Source organism: Lewinella sp. LCG006 (assembly GCF_040784935.1).
Classification (GTDB): domain Bacteria; phylum Bacteroidota; class Bacteroidia; order Chitinophagales; family Saprospiraceae; genus Lewinella.
This window is the reverse complement of the sequence record NZ_CP160680.1, coordinates 1,409,429-1,429,028: the sequence shown is the minus strand read 5'-3', so window position 1 is coordinate 1,429,028 and position 19,600 is coordinate 1,409,429. Positions and strand designations below refer to the sequence as shown.

Genomic DNA, 19,600 nt, shown 5'->3' with positions numbered 1-19,600 from the left:
AATCGGGACGAACACCTCCGTGAGTGAAACGAACATAAAATCAAACATCATGCAAAGAAGAAAATTTTTAGAAAAAATAGCCCTTTCTACGGCGGCGATAGCGGCTGGTACCCAATTGGAGGGGAGTACGGGAAGGATAACAGAACGCCTTACGGAAGCTCAATACATGGGCGGCTATGCGGCGGAACCTTTGCCGATGATCAGGGCGGCGTTTATTGGGGTGGGGGCTCGTGGTGGAGATCATCTTCAGTTTTTTGCTTCACTGGAAGGGACGGAAGTGGTGGCCATCAGTGATTTATACGAAGACAATGTGCAGAAATGGCAGAAGGTGGCCAATGAGATCGGTGCTGGTGAGCGTCATAAAGCGGTGGCCGGTTACCACGGCGACGAAGAACGCTGGCGAGTGATGCTGGAAGAAGTGAAGCCCGATGTGGTGTTTATTGCCACGAATTGGAACAACCACGCCCCAATGGCTATAGCGGCCATGAACCAGGGTGCGCATGCGTTTGTGGAGGTGCCCATAGCAGTTACCTTGGAGGAGATGTGGGCGATAGTGGATACCTCGGAACGCACGCGCAAGCACTGCATGATGATGGAAAACGTGAACTACAGTCGGGATGAGCTGATGTTTCTGAATATGTGTCGCCAAGGCGTAGTGGGAGAGTTATTGCACGCGGAAGCGGCCTACATCCACGAACTACGCTGGCAGATGGAGGAGCAGGAACGCGGCACCGGCTCGTGGCGGACACTGCACTACGCCAAGCGCAACGGCAACCTGTACCCCACGCACGGGCTGGGGCCAGTGGCGCAGTACATGAACCTGGCGCGGCAGGAAGACAACTTCAAGCGGCTGGTGTCCTTCTCGACGCCGGCCTTGGGCAGGCAGGCTTACGCCGCCAAAAACTACCCGGCTGACCACAAGTGGAACCAGCTGAACTACCAGGGCGGCGACCTGAATACCACTATCATCAAGACCGAGCTGGGCCGCACCGTGATGGTGCAGTGGGATGAAACGAGTCCGCGGCCCTACTCGCGCCACAACCTGATTCAGGGAACGAAAGGCACCTTGGCCGGATTCCCTACGAGGGTAGCCCTGGAGGGTGGTGTGGAAGGCCTGACCGACAACCACCACCGCTGGGCACAAGGCGAGCAGTTGGAAATGCTGTACGAAAAATACGATCACCCGCTGTACAAGCGCCTCAACCAAGCCACCAAAGACAGCGGCCACGGCGGCATGGACGGCATGATGATGTACCGCATCGTAGAGTGCCTGCAAAAAGGATTGCCGCTGGACCAGAATGTCTACGAAGGCTGTTTCTGGAGTGCGGTGGCGCCACTGAGCGAGCTATCGGTAGCGCAAGATGGCATGCCGCAGGCGTTCCCGGATTTCACGCGTGGTAACTGGAAGGAGACGGTGCCTTTGGGGATTGTGGGGTAGGGGGGAGTTACAGCGAGTTGATGGTCCTCTAGACTAGTAAGTACATAGGGATATTGACATGAAACCTAATGAGTTATATCTTTGTTTTCAGTAGGAGCTTGGGAAATAAAGCATGAGAAATGAGTGAAATAGTATTGAATAAGTATATAAGGATGTTTGACCTTCTTGACTTGGAGGCCAAGCTTGAGTTGTTGGCTCGACTTTCTGAAAATGTAAATAGGTCATTCAAGCATCCCAAAGATGATAAACATGCACTGTTGGAATTCCTAAGTGGTTCTTGGGAAGATGTAGATGATAGTATAGTCGATGAAATTATGCATTAGCACCCGTGGTGTGAAAAAATGATGCCGCTATTTTCTCGGCTCTGCGGGCTTCTTTTCTTGCCTTCGCTCCTATGCTCCTACCTCCCTTATCACCGCATCAAAGTAACATCCCCTTTTAGTACTTCCAGTTCTGCGCAAGCTTGTGTTTCCATTTCTAACATCCAAACATAAACGCCCATAGCGGCGGGCTTGCCTCTCACATCGCCATCCCAGCAGATGTTGGGATCGGTAGAACTAAAGACGAGACCTCCCCAGCGGTCAAAGATCTGCATTTTATAATTTTGGGCAACTACACCAGCTTTGGTGTAAACCTCAAAGCAATCATTGATGCCATCATTGTTGGGGCTGAAAATATTTGGGACAAATGCTGTTTCAGTGAGCTCTTTACTGTTCACCACAACGGTGATGAGCGAGTCACAGCCATAGCTGTTTGCAAAAGTAAAAGTTCGTTGCTCCCCAATGGAGAGGTTGATCCCGTTGTAGGCGATGGTCTGCCCTGGGCAAGTTTCAAAAACTAATTCTTCCCTGGTACTTGGCCACCCGGTTACCGTTACGGATACGATGGAATCGCAGCCATTACTTTGTTGGAAGATGAATTCCCGGGTATCTCCGGCAGATAAGGCCACACCGTTGTACGCCACTGTTTTTCCCTCACAGGTATTTAAGAACAATTCCTCCGTAGACGACAAGCTGCCAATTACGCTAACGGAGACGATGGAGTCGCACCCGAGACTATTGGTAAAAGTAAAGTCTTGGATATCGCCCACACCCAAAGTCACGCCTGCATATTCAATGGTCTGTCCCTGGCAAGTTTCGAGCGTTAAAGCTTCGGTACTTGTTGGTAATTCGATTACGGTTACGGATACGATGGAGTCGCACCCGCTGCTATTGGTAAAAGTAAAATCCTGTAGATCACCCACACCCAAAGTCACGCCTGCATATTCAATGGTCTGCCCCTGGCAAGTTTCGAGCGTTAAAGCTTCGGTACTTGTTGGCAATGCAATGACGGTTACAGAGACGATGGAGTCGCAACCGATGCTATTAAGGAAAGTGAATTCTTGTATATCTCCTGCTGCCAAAGTCGTTCCGGCATAATCAATCGGCTGCCCCTGGCAGGTTTCCAGGGTGACCGGAACCACCGCTGTAGTGTCCAGTATCACTTGTACGGTTTGGTTTGTTTCACCACAAGTAGAATTTCCTGCGACGGATAAAACGGTCCCGCCATTGTTGATGTCTTCATCTCCCAGGGTGTAAATGGTAGAAGCTGTTGTGTTATCATCAAAGGTGCCGTCACCCGTTCCAACCCAAGACCAGGCTGTACTCGTTTGGCCATTCAATACTGCGGATAAATTTACGGTGTTATCACTACAGTTGAAGGTTTGACTTACTTCAATTTCCGGTGCTGCCGAAATGTTGGTCGTTACCGTATTGGAGGTTAAAGTCTGTATACCTCCGTTTTCTAAATCGGGTACATTGTCTAAAGTTGCTACATTGTTCAGTACACCATCGGCTACCCAGTCGCCTAAGGCAGCGTCCATTGAAAAACGGGCTACCGTGTTGGCATCTACTTCATCAATAATGAAAGTTGCATTGCCTTCTGCAAACGTGGAGTTACTGATACTCAGGCCACTAAGATTGTAGGGTTGAAACACCCATTCTACCGGGTCAGGCAAAATATCGCTCAGGTACAGCCCCTGAAGTGGGACATTCAATTGATTATCAATGGTGAAGGTATAGACGACAAAAGCATCTTCGCAAATATCGGTGACATTCACTTCTTTGGTGAAGGTGATTACGGTAGATGGACAGTCAATGGTACCATCAATGAGTACATCCTCCTGTGCCGTTGTGGCACCATCAAAATCGAGGAATACCTGGTTGATCGCACCGGATAGGTTTACGTCCTGATTGTTGTAGTTTCCATTGACAGCATTGGTGGCATCGTAAGTGTAGGTAATCGATACGCAACAGCCGCCAGGAATGTCAAAAGCACTGTTGTTGTCCGTAGCGCAGCCATTGTTGTTTACCACGGTATGGAGCAGCACAAAACCGTCTGGTGCATCATCCGTAACGATAACTCCCGTGGCATCGAGATCGGTGATGTTGCATACATCCACCGTGTAAATAACCGTGTTGTTACAAATAGGTGTGGGGGTAAGCGTGTATTTTAGGGCCTGTAGCGTAGGCAAGGGCTCCGTGCAGATAGGGGCGTTACTGCTATTGTTAGACCAGGCGAGTTCGTCCAGATCGGTAATTGGAAAGCTGATCGGAGGCCCCTGACTATTATCGTCATTTAGGATCGCAAAAATATTCGCAGCACCCGTTACGGGCAGGGTAACGGAATAGGTTTCGCTGGTGCCAGCAGGAATAGCGCAAGGAACGATCCAGCTCAAAATGGGGGTCGCGCCAAACAGCGCAGGGTTATTGTAATAAAAAGTAAGGGGCGTACCCGGCGGGATGGACAATTCCTGCAAAGCTTCGATGGTGAACGTCACGGTTATATTATCGGGCGTAGGGCAGCCCCCATTGGCTTCGATAGCGACGATGTCAATGGCACCATCCCGGTCGAAGTATACCGTAGCCGAGCTACCTGGATCAATTGGACACAAGTAGAGATTGACAATGTTTTCCGCGAGGTTCTGATCTAACAGGGAGTAAGCTGGTGCGCCTGGTGCTAGCAAATCAATAGATGCGACTTGGCGAAGAAGGTCGCGGGTATAGTTGCTGGCAAAAGCATCATCAAAAGCAATGGTGATAATATGATAGCCAGCAGCTTTGTATTGGTCAGCCAAGGCCACTAAAGAGGGACTTATTTGCCCTCCGCTTCCATCGGTAGATAATATCAAAACCCGCTCTGCATCTGGACGTGCAACACTGGCCAGGTAATTTTCTCCAAAACCAAGCGCGGCAAGAGGATTTGTACCACTATCAAATGAACGATCAAAATTAATATAGTTCTGTAATACAGAGACTTCACTAGTCATTGGAACTTGGATAGACTGTTGGTTTGTACCGGACCACTCGATAATAGCGGCACGGCTTTCATCAGGAGCCGTACCGATATTGGCCGCATTGAGAAAATCTACAAAGAACTGCTTGGATTCCTCGTATTCTACCGCATCCACAGAGCCCGATACGTCATTGAGGATGACGATATCAAGCGGTTGGGTGCAGGGGAAAACAGGCACGGTTTCATCTAATAAAGTAATGCTGATTGTTTGCTGATTACCAATAGCATCCGATACCGTTATTTCATACTCCCCTGTGTAAAGCGTAGGGATGGTAAATGGGAGTTCCACAAGATCTGTTTGCGTACCATTACCAGACCCCGACCAAGTCAGGCCATAAGGAGGCATTCCGCCCGCGACGCTCAAATAAATGGCGCCGTTGCTAGTACCATTAGAGCTATTCGTCGTGGTGAGTTCAATGATTTCAAAGATAGAACCGGGTATGGGGGTCAAAAGAATGTTCTCTTGAATGAATTCCGTTCCTGCCGCATCGGTGACGGTAAGGCTATAAGTGCTTGCACCAAGGTTTTCGATGATGAAATTGGGGGCGTTACTTATCCCGTTTCCTGTTTGGCCATCTTCTGTTTCTTCCCAATTGTAGGTAAAAGGAGCTGCACCTCCCGTAATTTGCACTTGAATGGAGCCGTTATTTGCTCCTATACAAGGAACGTTTATCGCTACCTCAATAGTAGTGCAGCTCGCTGCTATTATCTCCTCGGCGGAGCTGCATTCTGATGGGTTATTTGTAATATTAATAGTTCCTCCGATTGCATTTGGAGTAGAGAGTAGCATTTGTATGGCACAGCAGTTGGTTAAGGCATCGTTAGAAAATATCCCTAAATCTCCCCCAATAGCAGAGATGTTAGCGAATCCATCCAGATTGGTTAAGGCATCGTTGTTGGTTATGTCTATATTCCCCCCAATAGCAGAGATGTTAGCGAATCCATCCAGATTGGTTAAGGCATCGTTGTTGATTATGTCTATATTCCCCCCAATAGCAGAGATGTTAGCGAATCCATCCAGATTGGTTAAGGCATCGTTGTTGGTTATGTCTATATTCCCCCCAATAGCAGAGATGCTAGCGAGTCCATCCAGATTGGTTAAAGCATCGTTGTAGGCTATGCTTAAATATCCCCCAATAACAGAGAGGTTAGCGAGTCCATCCAGATTGGTTAAGGCATCGTTGAGGGTTATTTGAAAACCTCCTCCAATAGCAGAGATGTTAGCGAGTCCGTCCAGATTGGTTAAGGCATCGTTGTCGAATATGCTTAAATATCCCACAATAGAAGAGATGTTAGCTAGTCCATTCAGATTGGTTATGGCAGCGTTGTAGGTTATGCTTAAATATCCCCCAATAGCAGAGAGATTCGCAAGTCCGTCCAGGTTGGTTAAGGCATCGTTGTAGGCTATGCTTAAATATCCCCCAATAACAGAGAGGTTCGCTAGTCCGTCCAGATTGGTTAAGACATCGTTGCCATATATGCCTAGATCCCCCCCAATAGAAGAGATGTTAGCGAGTCCGTCCAGGTTTGTTAAGGTAGCGTTGCCGTATATTTTAAAATTTTCCCCAACAGAAGAGAGGTTAGCGAGTCCGTCCAGATTGGTTAAGGCATCGTTGTCTCTTATATCTAGATATCCCTCAATAGCAGAGATGTTAACTAGTCCATCTAGATTGGTTAAAGCAGCGTTGGAGAATATTTGAAAACCTCCCCCAATAGCAGAGAGGTTCACCAGTTCATCCAGATTGGTTAGGGCATCGTTGTTGGCTATGATTAAATCTCCCGTAACCGAAGTCAAATTCAAAAGATTAGACAAATCCGAAATAGGGTCAGAAGAACCGAGTGTTGTTTCTATGGTTAAATTTCCATTGATGGTGGTAGTAGCACTACTAAAAGCATTTACATCCGCCTGAGAATTGAAGTTTACATTCTGAGAGAAAGAAGGGAGGAAAAAACAGCAGCTAAATAGCAGCAGCAGTAGGTGTTTGGAGTAGCGTGTAATCATCGTAATTTAATATAGAGAGATTCGCGAAATTATTGCTGTGCCTAAAAATACATTTTTCTTTTTTAACGGAGGTTGGCAATTGATTCCTAATTGTTGGTTACCCTTTTGCGTCTACTTCGTGGTCTGTTTCATCCATTGATCTGTTTTTAAGGCTTTTCTCTTTTTGATGCATTTGCCCTAACTGACTAATGCCGAAAGTGCAGTTTAGAGCATGTTTGGAGCTTGCTTACACCGAAAATCAAGCATTTAGCAACCTGGCGTCACTCAAATCACTTACTTGACCCGCCAAGCGCGTGATTTTGAGTTTAGCCAGAACGCTAAATCATTGATTTTCAAAAGTAATCCACTCCAAACATGCTCTTAGCAGATAATGCTTAATTTTATCATCAAAAGTTGAGCAGAAAAAGAAAGAATATGCCGTCACTTTTTAAGACAACCCAAGGGAAAGAGGAAATCCTTCGACTTTATGATGAGAAGCTCAGGGAATTGAATATTGATTATCAGTATCAAACGGTTGATTCCAGTTTCGGGAAGACGAATATTATCGTTACTGGTTCGCCTTTGAACCCGCCTTTGATGATTGTGCATGGCTCCAACGGTTGTGCTCCGATTAGTTTGGAAACTTATCCCCAGTTAGCGACAAAATTTCAGGTATTCGCGGTAGACGTTCTTGCTCAGCCCAACAAAAGTGCGGAGACAAGGCTAAGCATGAAAGATGATTCTTACGGAAAGTGGATGAATGAGATCATAGCATCACTGGAATTAGATAAGGTGACGCTGGTGGGTTTTTCTTTTGGTGGTTTAGTGATTTTGAAAACCCTGATCAACAAGGAAGAAAAAATCAAGGAAGTGTACTTAGCCGCGCCTGCCTACATCGTAAATGGCAATCCTTTGAAGGCTTTGTTTAAAATCTTCATTCCGATGAAGCGGTATATGAAGACCCAGAAGATAAAGTTTGTAGAGCAATTTCTATCGGAGGTATTTACGGATAGAGATGAATTTGCGATAAAGTACCTGTCTAAAGTTTTCCTCCATTTCGATATGGATTTTACGCCAGTACCGGTCATCAGTAAGGCCGAAGCGAAGGATATAAAAACGCCCATTACTTTGATCGCTGCCAAAAAGGACATCATGTTTCCTGGAGAGAAAATGCTTCGGCGTGCCGGGAAGTTGTTTTCGTCGCTGAAGGAGACGGTGCTGCTAGAGGAGTCCAAGCATGTACAGAATAGGGCGGATAATAGCAGGATTGAGGCGATGATTATGGGAGAGTAACAATATCACCCTTTCAGGGTTTGAATGCGGGCGTTAAGCTTTGAGTTGTAATAGGTTGAAATTTGATGATATTAAACGAAGCCTTTCGCTAGAGAACTTTGAGGGTAAGTAAGGGTCAATATGATAGAAATTATTCCTTTTGAAAAGCACCTGCAAGAAGAAGTGAATTCTCTGATTACGGAGATTGGAAATGAATTTAAGGAACCCATTTCTTTCCCGAATACGGTTGCAACAAAAAGGGTTCCTGACTCATCTAGGAGGTAATTGTCAAAAATCAATCACATAATCGGATAATTTCCGATTATGTGATTGATTTTTGACACAAAATTGCTATATTTGAATTAGTTAATCGGAAATTCTCCGATTATCGGATTCAATAATTGCAGTATGGATTTTAGAAAGGTAATAAAGGAATATGCAGAAACTCCTATATCTAGACATTTGATCTTAGACTTACTAAGTGATTATCAGCGTCCAAATGATAAAATTAGTGAGCTAATTAAAAGCAAAGCCCTTATTGCTATTAGAAGAGGGCTATATGTAACGGGACCTGAAATGGACTTACTAACACCAGCACCTTTTCTAATAGCGAATCACCTTAGAGGACCGAGTTATGTGTCATTAGAGTCCGCATTGTCTTATTGGGGCATGATACCAGAAAGAACTTATGAAATAAGTTCGGTAACCATAAAGACTTCAAAATTATATAAAACTCCTGTTGGACGATTTAGTTACCAGCAATTAAAGATTCCTTATTATTCTTATGGAATAAAAAACATAGCATATTCCCCTAAGCAAACAATGTTAATTGCCTCACCTGAAAAAGCTTTGTGTGACAAAATTGTGCTAACCCCCAAAATTTATCTTAGGAGCATCAAACAAACGCAAGAATTTTTAATGGAAGATCTTCGTATCGATAGTGAAGTATTAAGCACATTAGATACGGAAATTATGGAATTGTGGATTGAAAATGCCCCTAAAAAAAGTAGTCTGAAAATGCTTGTTAAAACGCTGATAGAGTTATGATAAAAGAGTGGATAGAGGAATATAATCCTCAAAATGAAGAAGAAATATTAGCTGCATTACGAGAAATAATGCAAGAAATTACTTTAGCAGGCTTATCAAGAACTGATTTTTTTGAGAAAGTAGCTTTTTATGGAGGAACCGCTCTCCGGATTTTTTATGGGTTGGATAGATATTCAGAAGATTTGGACTTTTCGTTAATTAAACCTGATCTGAATTTTTCAATTGAGCCCTATTTCAAAGCCATTCTAGATGAATTTAAGTCATTGGGACTGACGGTTAGTATTAAGGAAAAGAAAAAAACAAAACAAACAGCTATTGATTCTACTTTTCTGAAAGCTGAAACAATATGGCAAGAAATTGTACTCGAAGACATCATCAAAGAAACGGGGGTACGTTCTAACAAGACTTTGAAGATAAAAATAGAAGTTGATCGACAGCCTCCGTTAAGTTTCAAAACCGAAGAAAAGTTATTGCTCCGTCCATTTTCTTTTTACGTGAAATGTTTTACGAAACCAAGTCTATTTGCAGGTAAAATGCACGCCCTGCTATTTAGAAAGTGGTCAAATAGAGTCAAAGGAAGGGATTGGTATGACTTAGAATGGTATATTAAAAAAGGGATTCCTTTGGATGTAAATCATTTCTTAACGAGAGCAAAAGATACCAGCGACTGGCAAGGCAATAGTATTTCTAATGAACAGATTATTGAGTTGTTAGATGCCAAAATCGAATCAGTTTCTTTTAGCAGTATTAAAGAGGATGTTGTTAGGTTTATCCCAAATGATGATGCTTTAGATATTTGGAGCCCTGAGTATTTCAAAGATTTAATAGGGGGAATTAAATTTGAGAATAGTTGATATCCGTTGGGTTCATTGTTTTGTACTTTTGTAAAATGGGTGGAATAATCATTAGTATGATAGAGGTTATTCCTTTTGAAAAGCACCTGCAAGAAGAAATTAATTTTCTGACTTAGAATTGTACTCATGCCCTACATCAAGCTATTCGAGACGCGTATCAAAGCAGATTTTGAGAAGGCGTGCGCTATGATGGAAAGAGAAAATATTAAGTACGAAGCACTGTATGAATATCGACTGGAGAGGGAGAAAGATTACGATCCATTCGTAACTTCAGGAGCAATTATAAACGTGCCGAGATCGGTTTATCATGATGCAGATAGGCTATTGGTTGAGAACAAGCTAAAAGAGAAAGAAGACCCCGCAAAGCAGCGATTTTCTTTTGTTAACAAGGTAGATAAGTATCTTTTTGTCATCCCGGTAATTCGGAGTGTGCCTCTTTATGGCAAGTTATTAGGACTTCTCGCGTTTACAGGCGTTCTGCTGTTTTTGTGGTTGTTTTTGCAACACGACCATAATTTTCTAAAAGCGAATGAGGCGATTAACCGCTTTCAGGTAAAAAGCATTCACTTTGAGGGGACGGAAATGATACCTGCTACCGAATACGACTATGATTTAGTAGTACTTGATAATACAGAACAAATATCATTCAGGTGGGTGCCGAACGACGTAACGTTCCCTGGATTCAACAGTGAGCGCGTAAGCGCAAAGTGGGTCATGGATGAAGCAGGAAAAGAGCTTGTTGTATATGATGCAAACCCCTATGGTGATTTGTATAACGGAAAGTATGCTATTGAAAGCAGTTTTTGGACGAATGAAATTCGTCTTATTTCGACAACTACCAGGATTGTTCTTAGGGAGTAAATAGCATGCAGAAGTCGACTTTGCTGATGTGACAGTGCCGCGCTATTTGACGCCAGTGGTAAAGTAGGACCGAAAAGAAAGGTATGCATTGACCGAAATACATAATTAGATAAAATTTCATGGAAAGATACAACTGCAAAGTATGTGGGAAAAAACACCCCGTTTTTCACGGGATGAAAAGCCCAATACCAAGTATATTAAGCGAACTTTCAGAACAAGAATGGAAGGTAAGAGTAGTAGAAAATGATGGTGGTTACTTGCTGGATGGAGCGTATGTAATACTTGATGGTTATATCCAAATCTTTCATAAAAACGATACTTCAAGAGCGATATTTAATTGGCAAGTATGGGTTTCATTTCCTGTAAGCGAGTTTATGGCAAAAATCCCCCTGGTTGAAAAAGAGGAAGAAGTAAGTATCAAAGGACGATTAGAAAGTGAGTTAATATTTTATGATAAATCAGTAGGATTAAGGGTAGAAACCTTGAATATAGCTTCAAAAGATTTTCGGGTAATAAAAGTGATCGAGGAGAGTGAAGTAAGAGCTGACCAGAATCAACTGATTGATGATGATAGAGTTACAGAAATTATGAGCCGGATTCACCATCGTGAGATTTATGAGCCTCCGGTATCCTTTGATGTTCCTTTTTATCGAAGGCTTAAAGAAGAATTGGCTTTATGTAACGCTAAATATCAACCAGGTCATTTTATTGTGAATATTAGCACCTCAAAAAGAGTTCTTTTTCAGCTTATACCCAGAGAATTTTTAGAGGGACAAAACAATAGTAAACAAGGATATGGTTTGCACGTAGTATTCAATTATGATGATGAAGCAAGTATGGAATTACTTGAGCGATTCAAAGAAATAGCAGAGGGGAGCGATTGGCTTTTCCATGAGATTGACGGAGTGCCAACCTATCAAATTGATCTTCATGAGGAGGAAGAAAAATTACAACAGATAGCAGTTGAATTGCTTAAGAAGGTCTACTTAATGGAGGAAAGCCAAATCGAAATTGATAGTTTTGAGGTATGAAAAGGCAGATGTAAAACGTCAGCCAATGCGAAAAGGTAGAGTACACGGGGTTGAGAGGGCTGAGTGCTTTTTGGGAATAGGGGGGTATTAAAGCTAACCATAATTCAATCTAAATTAAATGACTAGATTAGTAATGATTGTTTCCCTTTTGGTCGTTTTCAATTTCTCTTGCTCGGAGAGTAAGCACGATGACGGAAATAAAATAGAGGACGACTTTGAGCAGAGCAAACAGTTTCAAACGATAAAAGAATATGTGGAGAAAAAAGAAGATTTTGGGAATGAATACTATTGGGATGCGGAATACAAAATCTTAAGGCATTTAATACTTGGAGATAGCTTAGCTGTTGAAGAATTAGAACAAAAATTATTTCAAAAAGCGTACTTAGAAACCGGTGAAAAGCTTGTTTATGATTCATTGGGCTTAAAGCCAGTAAAACAAATAGCGAATGAAAATGAAAATTGCAGACTTTTGAGGATACTTGTCGAAACTTCCTTTATCCCGTTTAAAAGTGTTTTAACAATAGTAGAGACAGATGGTCGAGTAAAATTATTCTATAAAGTTTGCCTTCTTTCTTATCAAAACCCCGTGACGGGGGAAGACGATGGAGAGTATGAACTAGACATTAATGGAGAACGGGTTAAAGGCAGATTTATCATGGTTAAAGATACCTCGGGAGAAATTTCAAAGAGCAGGTATCATGATCTTGTTGCTTCGTTACCTCGCTATAAAGAATTGAAAGATGATTATGAATTCAAATATGGAAGAATGTTAGATGGAGAGTATATTATTATTGAAAGCCTGGATAAGTATTCGGATGAAATAATCGACTATCGAAAATATGCGGCACAAATAGGCGGATTTAGTAATACTTTAGATTCTTTAGTGAAAAAAGCTTTAGTAGAATAAATATAGCTACCAACCTACACAACCAATAGGCATGACCAACAAAAACAAAGTCTTCATCGCCACCAGCCTCGACGGCTACATCGCCGATAAAAATGGCGGCATCGACTGGCTGCAAGCCATCCCTAATCCCGACCAGATCGACATGGGTTACGGCGCATTTATGGCCCAAATTGACGCCCTGGTGATGGGGCGAACTACCTTCGAAACGGTGTGCAGCTTTCCCATTGATTGGCCTTACAAAAAGCCGGTATTTGTCCTGAGCCGCACCCTGACGGAAATTCCCGCGGAATATAAAGACAAGGTATTCCTGGTGAAAGGTACGCTCACCGAAATTTTAGCACACATTCACAAGGAGGGTTTTCATAACCTGTATATTGATGGAGGAGCGACGATCCAAAGCTTCCTGCAAGAAGATCTAATTGATGAAATGATCATTACTACTATCCCCGTACTCTTGGGGGGCGGTGCTCCCTTGTTTGGGGATCTTCCTCAGGCATTGGATTTTGAGTGCACGGCGTCAACGATTTATTTGGGGAAGGTGGTCCAAAATTGTTTCAGGAGAGTAAGAAAGAAGAATTAGGAAAAATCGATTATCTTTTACAAATGAGATTAGAAGCCAATAACAAAAAGCGCAATAAAATGCTACTGATGCTCACCGTCCTCTTGTTGTTGACAGGAGGATACTTCGCCCTGAGTGGGATAAAATTGAGTGTTCATTCCGAGAAAGAAATAAATGAAGAGATATTCAATAAAGTCAGGGAAGAAATAGAATTTAAACTGGATTCGATATTTAAGGAGAAAAAATTACTTGAAGCATCCGAAGGTGGTGATCACTAAAGCTCATCCCGAAGCCTCGGGGCGGCTACCGCCTACGCAGTCGGCACTACCGTGAGGAACGAACACTGACCGCCCGGCGTGAAAATGTAAAAACCAAGCACTTAGAACCTGCCGCTTTCAACTTGCTAAACCTCTCCATAATCAATAACTCGTCTCATCCAGCTCCACCTTCCCCGCGAAAGTTTTGTAAACGAAGAAAGTGTACCCACTCACCAGCGGTATCCCGATAGCCGCAAAAAGCAGCATAATGCCCAGTGATTTTTCCGAAGAAGCCGCATTGTAGATATCCAGGCTATAAGCGGGGTCGGTGGTCGATAAAAGGATGGTAGGAAATACTTCTATAGCAACCAGAATGAGCAAGAAGGCGATGCTTAGTGCCGAAAAAAAGAAAGCTTGCCGAAATTTGTACTTGCTCGCTAACCTGGGGATATTAGCAATGCTGAGGAAGGCCAACAGCGGCACAACAAATAGCGCCGGGTTGCTCCGGAAATCATCAGATAAATGCGGGATGTAGATCAAGGTATACAGGCTGGTAATGCTAAACAAAACAATAAAAGCAATGATGCCCCGCTTGAGCAGAATGGTCAGCTTGGCGTACAGCCTACCCTCCGTTTTCATGAGGAGGTAGATGGCACCGTGCATCATGAAGAGGGCCAGTGTAGTGAGTCCCACCAAAATAGCATAAGGGTTGAGAAAGGCCAGGGAGCTGCCCGTGTATTCCTTATCGGCCCCAATGGGCATCCCTTGGAGTACATTGCCCAGCACCACTCCCAGCGCTACGGCCAGCGTAATACTGGCGACACTGTAGATAATATCCCAGGTTTTGCGCCACCACAGCATGGGCTCCTTGCTCCTGAATTCAATACTTATGGCCCGGAGGATCAGAAACAGGAGGAAAAGCATAAACGGAATGTACATGGCCGAAAAGAGGGTAGCATACACGTGCGGAAAACCCGCGAAAAGGGCTCCACCACCAATTACCAGCCACACTTCATTGCCATCCCAAACCGGGCCAATAGCATTGAGGGCAATTCGACGACTTTGTTCCTTACGGAAAAACAAATGCCAGGCACCGGCACCCAGATCAAAACCATCAAGAATAGCATAGCCGGAAAAGACTGCTCCTACGACCAAAAACCATAGAGTGGGATAATCAAAGCCTATAAATGTTGCCATGGTATAAAATTATTTTTTGTTGTTTTTGTATAGACGCGATGCATCGCGTCTCCACTGCGCCTTTTGATGCATCGCGTCTCTGCCTATTCCGGAATCATAGCCTTTTGTCTTGGCCGCTGGTCTATGAGGTCCTGGTCATCGGGGCCGTGCTTGATCTTCTTGTTGAGGAGATAAATGAACAGGGCGAAAAGCAGTAAATAGACGATGCTAAACATGATGAGGGAAAAGAGCACCTGGTTGGCCGTCACTACTTTGGACAGAGCATCCGAGGTGCGCAAGTGACCGTATACCACCCAGGGTTGCCGCCCCATCTCGGCAGCAAACCAGCCCACCTGGTTGGCCACCTGGGGTAGCAATACCGCCCAGGCAAAGATGGTGAGCAGCCAGCGATGCTCGAAAAGCTTGCCGCGCCACCATTGCCAGGAGGCATACAGCGTGAGGCCAATCAAGGCCATACCAATGGCGATCATCAGGTGATAAAACTGGAAAATAGCATTGAGCGCTCCGGGGCGATCTTCTTCTGCAAAGGCATTGAGCCCCGTGACGGGCGCTTCGAAGTCGAAGTGAGTAAGGAAGCTGAGCCCACCAGGAATCTTGAGGCCCGTTACCTGTTGGTTTTCTTTATCCACCCAGCCAAAGAGGTACATGTCGGCAGGTGCTAGGGTATCAAAGTGCCCCTCTAGGGCGGCCAGCTTGGCGGGTTGGTTAACGGCCACTCCATCTGCAGAACGGTGCCCCGTAAATAGCTGTGCCAGGGAAAAGATGGTGGCAACACCAAGTGCAATCTTGAAAGCTTTTTTAGACAATTCTACATGGCGGCCTTTCAGTAAATAATAAGCGTGGACACTCAAAACAAGGAAAGCGCCCGCCAGAAATGCCCCAATCCAAACGTGCGAAAGGCGATCCATGCTGGACGGGTTGAAGACCATGGCCCAAAAATCGGTGATCTCGGCCCGCGCTTCCATGCCTTCGCCTACGATATGGTAGCCCGCCGGGGTTTGTTGCCAACTATTGGCCACCACAATCCACACCGCCGAAAACATGGAACCCAGCCAAACCCCCAAGGTAGCAATGAAGTGAACCTTGGAGCTCACCCGATTCCAGCCAAAAAGCAGTACCCCCAGGAAGCCGCTTTCCAGCGCAAAAGCAAAAATACCCTCAGCCGCCAGCGCACTCCCAAAAACATCACCAACGTAGCGGGAGTAGGTGGCCCAGTTGGTGCCAAACTCAAACTCCATCACGATGCCCGTGGCAACTCCAATACCAAAAGTGAGGGCGAAAATCTTCGTCCAAAAACGAGCCATCGTCTCGTAAACTTTATCACCAGTGCGGAGATATTGCCCCTCCATGATTACCATAATCAAACCCAGGCCAATACTCAGCGGTGGGTAGATGTAGTGGAAAGCAATCGTGAAGGCAAATTGTATTCGGGAAAGAATTTCAACATCCATCGGAGCTTTTTTTGACTGATTAAGGAGACGGTTAGTTTATAAAACAACAAACAGAACGATACTTTTACTGCCTTCTATTAAGGTCGCCCTCCTTGTTTAGAGTCGTTCTTAATTAGGTGTAAAATACCGCTAAAAACTTGACCTGAAAAGTGACTTGGATCACGATAAGAAAAAAAGCAACACCTGAATGCTTTAATATATGAACACATTTTCATACTTTTATCCGGTAACAAGCAATTCTGTCAAAAGAAAATAGAGAAAAGATGATTATTGAGCAAATTTATACGGGTTGTTTGGCCCAGGGGGCATATTACATAGAAAGTGAAGGGGAGGCTGCTATTATTGACCCTTTGCGGGAAACGCAGCCCTATCTGGAACGGGCCACAAAGAGTGGTGCTAAGATCAAATACATTTTTGAAACCCACTTTCATGCCGACTTTGTCTCGGGACATCTGGATCTAGCCAAGAAAACAGGAGCAGTAATTGTATACGGGCCAACTGCCGATACCGCTTATGACAAACACCTTGCCTCCGACGGCGAAGAATTCAAGTTAGGAGCACTCACCTTCCGGGTTTTACATACCCCCGGGCATACGCCCGAAAGCACGACTTACCTCTTGCTGGACGCTAATGGAAAAGAACATGCCATCTTCACTGGCGATACCCTTTTTATAGGTGATGTGGGCCGCCCCGATTTGGCACAAAAGAAAGGGAGTCTTACCAAAGAAGACCTAGCCGGCTGGCTGTACGATAGCCTGCGAAACAAGATCATGCCCTTACCTGATGAGACCATTGTCTATCCGGCGCACGGTGCAGGTTCGGCTTGTGGTAAAAACATGAGCTCAGAAACCTGGAGTACGCTGGGCGAGCAAAAAGCTACGAATTACGCCCTGCGGGCAGATATGACCAAGGAAGAGTTTATCAAAGAAGTAACGGATGGTCTGTTGCCACCGCCACAGTATTTTGCCAAAAATGCGAAACTCAACAAAACAGGTTACGAAAGCATCGATGAGGTGATGGAAAAAGGAGCCAATCCTTTGCGTCCGCGAGAATTTGAAGCCGTAGCGGAGAGCACCGATGCTCTGATTCTGGATGTCCGCAACCGCGAAGATTTTGTGCAGGGCTTTATCCCCAATTCAATTTTTATTGGCTTGGATGGCAGCTTTGCCCCTTGGGTAGGTGCCTTGATTGCCGATTTGCAGCAGCCGATTCTACTGGTAGCGCCAGCAGGGCAGGAAGCCGAAGCCGTAAAGCGCCTGGCGCGGGTAGGTTATGACAATACCCTGGGCTATCTCGAAGGTGGAATGGCTGCCTGGATAAAAGCTGGAAACGAAGTAGACCAAATTGAAAGCATCAACGGAGCGGAATTTGCCCAGCAACAGCAAGCGGGAGAAATCCACATCCTTGATGTACGCAAACCCGGCGAATGGTCGGGGGAGCATCTGGAAGGCGCGCAGCATTTTCCCCTGGATTTTCTGAACAACCACATGGGAGAGATCAATCCCGCCCAAACCTATTACTTACACTGCCGCAGCGGCTATCGATCCACCATAGCCGCCTCTATTCTGCGGGCGCGCGGCTTCAAAAAACTCATCAATGTACAGGACAAATTCGAAGCTTTCGGCGAAGCGGGAATGAAGGTGACTGATTTTGTTTGTCCAACTACCCAAGTGAACGGGTAAATACCAGTACAGAATAAAAAAACATTTATGAAATACGGTTTTGTCATAGACAATCGGAAGTGTATTGGTTGTCATGCCTGTACAACAGCCTGCAAATCGGAGCACAATGTGCCCGTGGGCGTCAATCGTACCTGGGTAAAGCAAGTCGAGAAGGGAGAATTCCCGGATTCCCGGCGCCTGTTCTCGGTGATGCGCTGCAACCACTGTACGGATGCTCCCTGTGTGGAAATTTGCCCCACGGAGGCCCTCTTCGTGCGGGAAGACGGTATTGTAGATTTTGACAAGGATCGCTGCATCGGCTGTAAATCCTGCATGCAAGCTTGTCCGTATGATGCCCTCTACATTGATCCGGAAACAAGTACGGCCGCCAAGTGCAACTACTGCGCCCACCGCATAGATGTAGGCTTGGAGCCTGCCTGTGTAAATGTGTGCCCCGAGCACGCAATCATCTCTGGTGATATGGAAGACGCGGGTTCGGAGATTGCCCAGTTGTTGGCCCGTCAGGCGGTGAAGGTGCGCAAGCCAGAGAAAGGTACCCAGCCTAATCTCTTTTACATTGATGCAGATGAAGCCTCACTCAATCCTTCGGCCACCGCCAATACGGGGGAGTACCTTTGGAATTCTCAAACGAAAGGGGTAGGGCATTTTGCGAAAGAAGCCGAAAAACTGGCCTTCAGCAATGGCGATGTGATAGCGGCGGTACTGGAAGCCAACAATCAGTACACCAACGCCGGTGAAGTGGCCAAAAATGGCCCCAAGAAATCCATTGATGTATTGATGGGCAAAGAAGCCCGCCGGGTATACGATACCCCCAACAAAGGCATTCTTTGGGGTTGGGAAGTATCAGGGTATGTGTGGACCAAAGCCATTTCGGCAGGGGTACTGTTGGTCCTCTTTTTAGCCACCTTCTTCCGTGATGCCGTTCCAACAGCTGCTACCCAGTGGTGGGCCTATGGCCTGGGCTTGGTGTTCTTGTCTTTGACTGGTTTGTTGCTGGTGATGGACCTTGATCAGCCCAAGCGCTTCTTGTACGTATTGCTGCGGCCACATTGGGGGTCTTGGTTGGTGAAAGGCGGCTACACCATTACCATCTACGGCGGTTTGTTGACGCTGCTGCTAGCCGGACTGTTTTTTGGCTGGGAAAGCCTGAATGAGATAGCAACCTGGGTGACTGCTGCGGTGGCTGTGGTGGTAGCGGTGTACACGGCCTTCCTGTTTGGGCAGGCCAAGGGCCGCGATTTCTGGCAAAGCCCTACGCTGGCTATCCACATGCTGGTACACAGTTTTATGGCGGGTGCTGCTGCTTTGGCACTGGTGGCTTTACTCACGAATGACAGCCTGGGCTGGACCGACTTTTTGGCCACGGTAATGGCCGTAGGAATTGGGGTAAACCTACTGACAATGTTAGTAGAATTGACCATGACGCACCCTACGGTAGCTGCCCACGAAGTCGTAAAAATGATTACCAGAGGCCGCTATGCAATGACCTTTTACCTGGGCGCAGTGCTGTTGGGGAACATCATCCCGCTGGTGCTACTGCTCATGGGAGGCAGCCAACTGATGATTGCCCTTTCTGGGGTAATGGTATTGGTAGGGATTTACTTTACCGAAAAAATCTGGGTGGAAGCACCCCAGCGGATTTCGTTGAGTTAGATTTTGGGTACTGGGTACGAGGTACAGGGTATAGGGACTTAGAGATCCCCAAGTTACGTGTACTACGAATAGAGAAG

General features: G+C 45.4%; 15 protein-coding genes. 12 read left to right on the top strand and 3 right to left on the bottom strand.

From position 1 onward, the window contains the following. The first annotated feature begins 49 nt into the window (after positions 1 to 49). Positions 50 to 1,438, top strand: coding sequence for a Gfo/Idh/MocA family protein (locus AB0L18_RS05025; protein WP_367391485.1), 1,389 nt, complete (start codon positions 50 to 52; stop codon positions 1,436 to 1,438). 119 nt (positions 1,439 to 1,557) lie between these two features. Beyond that, on the top strand, positions 1,558 to 1,761 hold the full coding sequence (locus tag AB0L18_RS05020) for a hypothetical protein (protein ID WP_367391484.1): 204 nt from the start codon (positions 1,558 to 1,560) through the stop codon (positions 1,759 to 1,761). An 89-nt stretch (positions 1,762 to 1,850) separates the two neighbouring features. Here the strand turns inward: AB0L18_RS05020 and AB0L18_RS05015 are convergent, their stop codons facing one another. Continuing rightward, on the bottom strand, positions 1,851 to 6,773 hold the full coding sequence (locus AB0L18_RS05015) for a gliding motility-associated C-terminal domain-containing protein (protein WP_367391483.1): 4,923 nt from the start codon (positions 6,771 to 6,773) through the stop codon (positions 1,851 to 1,853). 414 nt (positions 6,774 to 7,187) lie between these two features. Between AB0L18_RS05015 and AB0L18_RS05010 the strand changes: the two genes are divergently transcribed. The 8 genes from AB0L18_RS05010 to AB0L18_RS04975 all read left to right on the top strand — a co-directional run bounded on the left by AB0L18_RS05010 (position 7,188) and on the right by AB0L18_RS04975 (position 13,561). Next, positions 7,188 to 8,045, top strand: coding sequence for an alpha/beta fold hydrolase (locus AB0L18_RS05010; protein WP_367391482.1), 858 nt, complete (start codon positions 7,188 to 7,190; stop codon positions 8,043 to 8,045). A gap of 387 nt (positions 8,046 to 8,432) precedes the next feature. Beyond that, positions 8,433 to 9,071, top strand: a complete 639-nt coding sequence (locus AB0L18_RS05005; protein ID WP_367391481.1) for a hypothetical protein — start codon at positions 8,433 to 8,435, stop codon at positions 9,069 to 9,071. Next, positions 9,068 to 9,925, top strand: coding sequence for a nucleotidyl transferase AbiEii/AbiGii toxin family protein (locus AB0L18_RS05000; RefSeq protein WP_367391480.1), 858 nt, complete (start codon positions 9,068 to 9,070; stop codon positions 9,923 to 9,925). Before AB0L18_RS05005 ends, AB0L18_RS05000 begins: the two co-directional genes overlap by 4 nt. Positions 9,926 to 10,051: 126 nt before the next feature. Next, positions 10,052 to 10,786, top strand: coding sequence for a hypothetical protein (locus AB0L18_RS04995; protein WP_367391479.1), 735 nt, complete (start codon positions 10,052 to 10,054; stop codon positions 10,784 to 10,786). Between the two features lie 119 nt (positions 10,787 to 10,905). Continuing rightward, positions 10,906 to 11,817, top strand: a complete 912-nt coding sequence (locus AB0L18_RS04990) for a DUF2199 domain-containing protein (protein WP_367391478.1) — start codon at positions 10,906 to 10,908, stop codon at positions 11,815 to 11,817. A 118-nt stretch (positions 11,818 to 11,935) separates the two neighbouring features. Next, positions 11,936 to 12,724, top strand: coding sequence for a hypothetical protein (locus AB0L18_RS04985; protein WP_367391477.1), 789 nt, complete (start codon positions 11,936 to 11,938; stop codon positions 12,722 to 12,724). A gap of 31 nt (positions 12,725 to 12,755) precedes the next feature. After that, positions 12,756 to 13,304, top strand: coding sequence for a dihydrofolate reductase family protein (locus AB0L18_RS04980; protein ID WP_367391476.1), 549 nt, complete (start codon positions 12,756 to 12,758; stop codon positions 13,302 to 13,304). 23 nt (positions 13,305 to 13,327) lie between these two features. Next, complete coding sequence (locus tag AB0L18_RS04975; RefSeq protein WP_367391475.1) at positions 13,328 to 13,561, top strand: hypothetical protein; 234 nt, start codon at positions 13,328 to 13,330, stop codon at positions 13,559 to 13,561. 141 nt (positions 13,562 to 13,702) lie between these two features. Here the strand turns inward: AB0L18_RS04975 and cydB are convergent, their stop codons facing one another. Then, positions 13,703 to 14,737 carry a cytochrome d ubiquinol oxidase subunit II gene (gene cydB / locus AB0L18_RS04970; RefSeq protein WP_367391474.1) on the bottom strand — a complete coding sequence of 345 codons (1,035 nt, stop codon included), beginning with the start codon at positions 14,735 to 14,737 and terminating at the stop codon, positions 13,703 to 13,705. Between the two features lie 83 nt (positions 14,738 to 14,820). After that, positions 14,821 to 16,188 (bottom strand): cytochrome ubiquinol oxidase subunit I, encoded by a 1,368-nt coding sequence (locus AB0L18_RS04965; RefSeq protein WP_367391473.1) that lies wholly within the window; start codon positions 16,186 to 16,188, stop codon positions 14,821 to 14,823. Positions 16,189 to 16,451: 263 nt separating this feature from the next. On the opposite strand from AB0L18_RS04965, the gene AB0L18_RS04960 reads away from it, so the two are divergent. Both AB0L18_RS04960 and AB0L18_RS04955 read left to right on the top strand, forming a co-directional pair. After that, the gene (locus tag AB0L18_RS04960) at positions 16,452 to 17,870 is read left to right on the top strand and encodes a rhodanese-like domain-containing protein (RefSeq protein ID WP_367391472.1); all 1,419 of its coding nucleotides are present in this window, start codon (positions 16,452 to 16,454) and stop codon (positions 17,868 to 17,870) included. A gap of 27 nt (positions 17,871 to 17,897) precedes the next feature. After that, positions 17,898 to 19,523, top strand: coding sequence for a 4Fe-4S dicluster domain-containing protein (locus AB0L18_RS04955; protein ID WP_367391471.1), 1,626 nt, complete (start codon positions 17,898 to 17,900; stop codon positions 19,521 to 19,523). The last annotated feature ends 77 nt before the right edge of the window (positions 19,524 to 19,600 follow it).

Excerpts from the sequence above, each read along its gene's own strand:
- AB0L18_RS05005 (WP_367391481.1), top strand. The coding sequence starts at position 8,433 with ATGGATTTTAGAAAGGTAATAAAGGAATATGCAGAAACTCCTATATCT.
- AB0L18_RS04975 (WP_367391475.1), top strand. The coding sequence starts at position 13,328 with ATGAGATTAGAAGCCAATAACAAAAAGCGCAATAAAATGCTACTGATG.
- AB0L18_RS04990 (WP_367391478.1), top strand. The coding sequence starts at position 10,906 with ATGGAAAGATACAACTGCAAAGTATGTGGGAAAAAACACCCCGTTTTT.
- AB0L18_RS05010 (WP_367391482.1), top strand. The coding sequence starts at position 7,188 with ATGCCGTCACTTTTTAAGACAACCCAAGGGAAAGAGGAAATCCTTCGA.
- cydB (WP_367391474.1), bottom strand. The coding sequence starts at position 14,737 with ATGGCAACATTTATAGGCTTTGATTATCCCACTCTATGGTTTTTGGTC.
- AB0L18_RS04995 (WP_367391479.1), top strand. The coding sequence starts at position 10,052 with ATGCCCTACATCAAGCTATTCGAGACGCGTATCAAAGCAGATTTTGAG.
- AB0L18_RS04955 (WP_367391471.1), top strand. The coding sequence starts at position 17,898 with ATGAAATACGGTTTTGTCATAGACAATCGGAAGTGTATTGGTTGTCAT.
- AB0L18_RS05000 (WP_367391480.1), top strand. The coding sequence starts at position 9,068 with ATGATAAAAGAGTGGATAGAGGAATATAATCCTCAAAATGAAGAAGAA.
- AB0L18_RS04980 (WP_367391476.1), top strand. The coding sequence starts at position 12,756 with ATGACCAACAAAAACAAAGTCTTCATCGCCACCAGCCTCGACGGCTAC.
- AB0L18_RS04960 (WP_367391472.1), top strand. The coding sequence starts at position 16,452 with ATGATTATTGAGCAAATTTATACGGGTTGTTTGGCCCAGGGGGCATAT.
- AB0L18_RS05020 (WP_367391484.1), top strand. The coding sequence starts at position 1,558 with ATGAGTGAAATAGTATTGAATAAGTATATAAGGATGTTTGACCTTCTT.
- AB0L18_RS04985 (WP_367391477.1), top strand. The coding sequence starts at position 11,936 with ATGACTAGATTAGTAATGATTGTTTCCCTTTTGGTCGTTTTCAATTTC.
- AB0L18_RS05015 (WP_367391483.1), bottom strand. The coding sequence starts at position 6,773 with ATGATTACACGCTACTCCAAACACCTACTGCTGCTGCTATTTAGCTGC.
- AB0L18_RS05025 (WP_367391485.1), top strand. The coding sequence starts at position 50 with ATGCAAAGAAGAAAATTTTTAGAAAAAATAGCCCTTTCTACGGCGGCG.
- AB0L18_RS04965 (WP_367391473.1), bottom strand. The coding sequence starts at position 16,188 with ATGGATGTTGAAATTCTTTCCCGAATACAATTTGCCTTCACGATTGCT.